Origin of the sequence: Streptomyces spongiae, assembly GCF_009377185.1 — a bacterium.
Classification (GTDB): domain Bacteria; phylum Actinomycetota; class Actinomycetes; order Streptomycetales; family Streptomycetaceae; genus Streptomyces; species Streptomyces spongiae.
Map to the genome: position 1 here is coordinate 1 of NZ_VJZC01000700.1, position 4,698 is coordinate 4,698.

The 4,698-nt window shown below is 71.7% G+C and carries 4 protein-coding genes; 2 read left to right on the top strand and 2 right to left on the bottom strand.

Annotated features, from left to right (window positions below; all coding sequences use genetic code 11):
* Window positions 1-101: 101 nt before the first annotated feature.
* Entirely contained in the window at window positions 102-536 is a 435-nt protein-coding gene (locus FNH08_RS44885; protein ID WP_152777265.1) for a protease inhibitor, read from the bottom strand.
* A gap of 363 nt (window positions 537-899) precedes the next feature.
* Between FNH08_RS44885 and FNH08_RS44890 the strand changes: the two genes are divergently transcribed.
* Both FNH08_RS44890 and FNH08_RS44895 read left to right on the top strand, forming a co-directional pair.
* Window positions 900-1,466 carry a hypothetical protein gene (locus FNH08_RS44890; protein WP_152777267.1) on the top strand — a complete coding sequence of 189 codons (567 nt, stop codon included), beginning with the start codon at window positions 900-902 and terminating at the stop codon, window positions 1,464-1,466.
* Window positions 1,467-1,604: 138 nt separating this feature from the next.
* On the top strand, window positions 1,605-2,768 hold the full coding sequence (locus FNH08_RS44895) for a lactate 2-monooxygenase (protein WP_152777268.1): 1,164 nt from the start codon (window positions 1,605-1,607) through the stop codon (window positions 2,766-2,768).
* 133 nt (window positions 2,769-2,901) lie between these two features.
* Here the strand turns inward: FNH08_RS44895 and FNH08_RS44900 are convergent.
* Window positions 2,902-4,698, bottom strand: a 1,797-nt coding sequence (locus FNH08_RS44900) for an RICIN domain-containing protein (protein ID WP_228034762.1), incomplete at its 5' end; no start/stop codon positions are given.

The window sequence follows — 4,698 nt, forward strand, 5'->3', positions numbered from 1 at the left end:
GATCGCATGGTTCCCGCGACCGGCTCGCACTCCCCATCCGCGAGCCCTGGTCGCCGTTCACAGGAACCGTGCGATCCCGGTCCTCAGACGACCCCCGCTTCTCAGAAGGAGAAGACGGCGCTCCCTGAGGAGTTCTTCACGCACTCGTTGGAGAAGGTGCGTTCATGGGTGACGCGCCGGCCCTGCCAGACACCCTCGACCGTGATGGTCACGGGGTCGTACTGCTTGGTGCAGGCCGCCCCGCCTCTGTCGGCCAGCGCGTCGAAGTCCCCTCCAGTGGCCCGGAGTTCGACACAGGCCTCGGCCGGGGCCGGGTGCGTGCCGGAGGGGGTCGGGGCGCAGGTCAGCGTGACCGCGCGTTCGGGGGCGGCGGTGGCCGCGCTCTGCCCGTGGCCCACGGTGAGCACGAGGGCGGACGGGGCGTAGAGCCCGGTGGCAGCGCCCTGCGGGGAGGCGAGGGCGCTGCCCGCCAAGGGGCCGCAGACGGCGGAGGCCGTCAGGGTGAGAGTCGCTGCCCAGCGCGCGGTGTTCGGCATGGTGTGCAACCTTCCGCTCGGTCGGAACGCCGGGGCCGCCCGCGGTCGGGTCACGATCGCGTCGGGCGGTCCGGGCGGGGTGCCGGATCGGCGAGCGCGAGTCTGCCGATTCCCGCCCCGAAAGGCACGTCGACCCCACGGATTTCAGTAACTTTCAGTATTGAATCAGTGGCGTGAAGTTACGGAAGTTGATCGACCGAGGCCCGGAACTGAGCGGCCGATGATCGCCTGGGGCGCCCACCTGGCCGGATTCGTACGGCTCGGTAATCGGCCTGAAACATTCCGTTTCCACCCGGGGAGAATCCGGCACGCACCCGCCCCGGACCCCTTGCGTTCATGGAACGGCCGAGTAATCGTCATTACATGATTACGACAGAACAGCACGAACAACTGCGCGGCTGGTTCACCGGCCGCCTGCCGGACGATCTCTTCGAGGGCCTGGTGGAGGTGACGGTCGACCGCGAGGAGATCACGGTCATCGGCCGCATCCCCGCGCCCCGGCTCACGGAGGGAACCTCGGACGCCGAGAAGGAGGCGGCCGTGCGGGCCCGTGTCCAGGAGTTCCGCGAGCGCACCCGCGAGGACCGGATGGCGGTGGCGCGCGAGGCGGAGCACCGGTTCCGCAGAAAGGTCTCCTGGGGCGTGGAGTGCGCGGGCGAGCGCGCCCTGTTCACACACATCGCGGCACCCGTGATGACCCGGCTCCGCCAGTCGGAGCGGCAGGTCCTGGACACGCTCATCGGGGCCGGTGTCGCCCGCAGCCGCAGCGACGCCCTCGCCTGGTGCGTGCGCCTGGTGCAGCGGCACACCGACGACTGGCTCACGGAACTGCGGGATTCGCTGGAGCATGTGCAGCGGGTGCGGGCGCAGGGGCCTGACCGGGAGGAGGACTCGGCGGAGCCGCGGGACGAGTCACCTGATGAGGAGTGAGGCACGCTGCGCGACGTGGCCGATATCGTCTCGTGTGCCCCTACGGGCCGTTGGTCAGCTGCGGATTCGTCGTGGCTGGTCGCGCAGTTCCCCGCGCCCCTGACGGGGCGGTCCCGAGGACGAGAGGCGGACCCACCCATGGCCAAGCACTGGGCCGACTTCCAGTACGAGATCTATCTGAACGGGCTCGGGGGTGCCGTGCCGCGGCTGCCTGCCGATCTGACGCGGCTGGAGGCGCTCACCGAGCAGCGGCTCGGGCCCGGACCGGTGGGCTACGTGGCGGGCAGCGCGGGCGACGGCAGCACCGCCCGCGCCAACCGGGCCGCGCTGGAGCGGCGCAGGATCGTGCCGCGGATGCTGCGCGACGTGCATGAACGGGACCTGTCCGTAGAGGTGTTGGGCCGTTCGCTGCCCGCGCCCCTGGCACTGGCTCCCGTGGGCGTGCTGTCGATCATGCATCCGGACGCGGAGCCCGCGGCCGCCCGGGCCGCCGCCGCGCAGGGCGTGCCCTATGTGCTGTCGTCGGCCTCCAGTACGCCGATGGAGCAGGTCGCGGAGGCGATGGGCGACGCGGAGCGCTGGTTCCAGCTGTACTGGCCGAAGGACCCGGAGGTGGCCCGGAGTTTCCTCGGCCGGGCGAAGGCGGCGGGGTACTCCGTGCTGGTCGTCACCCTCGACACACCGTTGCTCGCCTGGCGGCCGCGCGATCTCGACCAGGCGTACCTGCCGTTCCTGCACGGCGTGGGCACCGCCAACTACTTCTCCGACCCGGCGTTCCAGGCAGGACTCGCCAAGCCGGTGCACGAGGACCCGAACGCTGCCGTGCTGCACTTCGTGGGGCTGTTCTCCGACCCCGGCAAGACCTGGCCGGACCTGGCGTTCCTGCGGGAGAACTGGGACGGCCCGATCGTCCTGAAGGGCATCCTGCACCCGGAGGACGCCCGGCTCGCCCTCGACGCCGGGATGGACGGGGTGGTCGTCTCCAACCACGGCGGGCGCCAGGTGGCCGGGGCGATCGCGGCGGCCGACGCGTTGCCCCGGGTGGCCGAGGCCGTGGGGGACCGCATGGCCGTGCTCTTCGACAGCGGCGTCCGCACGGGCGACGACGTGTTCAAGGCGCTCGCGCTGGGCGCCGACGCCGTCCTCCTGGGACGCCCTTACGTGTACGGGCTCGCCCTCGACGGCCAGTCGGGCGTGGAGCACGTCATCCGCTGTCTGCTCGCGGAGTTCGACCTGACACTCGCGCTGTCGGGTCATGCCGGGCCGGGGACGGTCGGCGCCGACGACATCGTGGAGGTCTGACCGAGGCCGCGACCGTGCGGTGCGCCGCGCCTGCCCGACTGGACGGGCAGCCGTACGGCGAGCGGGGCGCCCTGTCCGACCAGGGCGCCCATCAGTCCGTCAGGTCAGCCGGCCCGTCAGGTCAGCCGGCCCGTCAGGTCAGTAACTCGCCGCCCGGGACAACGGGCAGATGCGCCGTCAGGGTCAGGGCAGGCACGTCGCTCATGCCGTCGTCGGCCGAGCCCGTGCTGTCGCCGACCGACATGATCGTGCCGTCCTCCAGGTACTCCGACGTGCCGGTCACCCCGGGGTCGCCCGCCTGTTCGGGCGCCTGTACGCCTCTCTTCTCCTCGGCGAGGGGCGTCCCCGTGGCGGCGGTGGACTCGACCGACGGGGCGTCGGAGCCGGCGATCGACAGCGACTCGGGGGTGGCCGACGAACCGTCGGTCGCCCAGCGCTGCGCGTCCGAGCCGTCCCGGGCCTTGACCACGATGTCGGCCTTCGGGTTCGGGTTGGTGGGCGCGACGGCGAGTTCCTCCTCCCAGCGGGGCAGCAACTCGCCCTGCACGGTGAGGTCGTAGCGCACGTCGTCGGCGCGGTCGGACTTCTCGGAGGCGCACGTGCCCAGGACGACGACTCCCGCGTCCACGTGCGAGTCCAGGCACAGTTCGGGGTTGGCGACACTGCGCAGCTGGCCGTCGTCCTCGTACGACCACTTCTGCGTCCAGGCGGACGAGCACACCGCGAGTTCGGTCGCGGCGCCCTTCTTCGCCTTGCCGTCGCGGATGTCGAGGCACAGGTCGGCTTCGACGTTGCGCAGCCGGGTCTGGTCGGGGGTGGTGGGCAGGCCGGCCGAGTCGGGCGGCGGGGACGACGTCGGCGAGGGCGTGGCACCGGGGTCCGGGGCCGTGCTGCGGTCGCCGGTGGCGCTGGTCGACGCGGCGGGATCGGCGCCGCTGCCGTCGTCCGAGAGCATCGCGACGGAGAGGACGAGCGCGAGCAGGGCGCCCGAGGCGGCACCGACTCCGGTGAGCAGGGCCCGGCCGTTGTTGCGGGGTCCGGACGTGCCGCGGATACGGCGCTGGGGCGGTATCCGGGACAGCAGACGGTGCCGGCCGCTGTTCGCGGCGCGTCGGCCACCGCCCTGGCGTGAACCGCTCTGCGGGGTGCGGTCGGGCCGCGAGTCGAGGTAGCGGCGCGCGCCCCAGCCGAGAACGGCCTCGGCGAGCAGGCCGCCCAGGGAACCCTCGAAATGGCTGAGTTGCTCGGCGGCGTAACGGCAGTAACGGCACTCCAGCAGGTGCTTCTGCACATCGGGGAGCAGAGCGCCGCCTCGCCGAATCGGGACATCCAGCAGCCGGTTGTAGAAGCGGCAATCCTTGGTCGGCGCGAGTTCCCGGTGGGCGCGTACACAACCCTGGCGGAATTGCTCGCGGGCCTGCTCCAGTGTCGCCGCCGCGGTGTCGGGACCCATGCCCAGCAGACCAGCGGGTATGGTTATCGGTTCTGCTTCCACCTCGGTGTGCCACAGCAGACACTGGGCGAGTCCGGGCAGGGCCTGGAAAGAGCGTTCGGCGAGCTTGCGATTTTCCGGGGTCATGGACTTCGCGGCGCGCATACCGCGCCCCCCGGCGGGTTTCCTCAGGTCCGGCAGGACAGTGGAGAGCTCGTCCTCGGCGGACCACTCCTTGACCATGTCCCGCACGGTCACCAGGAGGCGGGGCCGCAGAGCGACGCCCGACTCCCCCCGTATCAGCCCCTCCAGCACCCGGTGGAAGGAGGCGGCCGTGACCATCGAGGCTACGTTCGCCGAAGAAGCGAGGCAGATGACCGCGTAGTCGTGCGTCGACTGCCAGTGCCGTGACATCAGCACCGCGACGGGGTCGCCGGCCTCGCCCTCCGGCCGGCCTCTCAGCTGGGCGGCGAGGTTCTCGTCCGATACCCCGGGAAC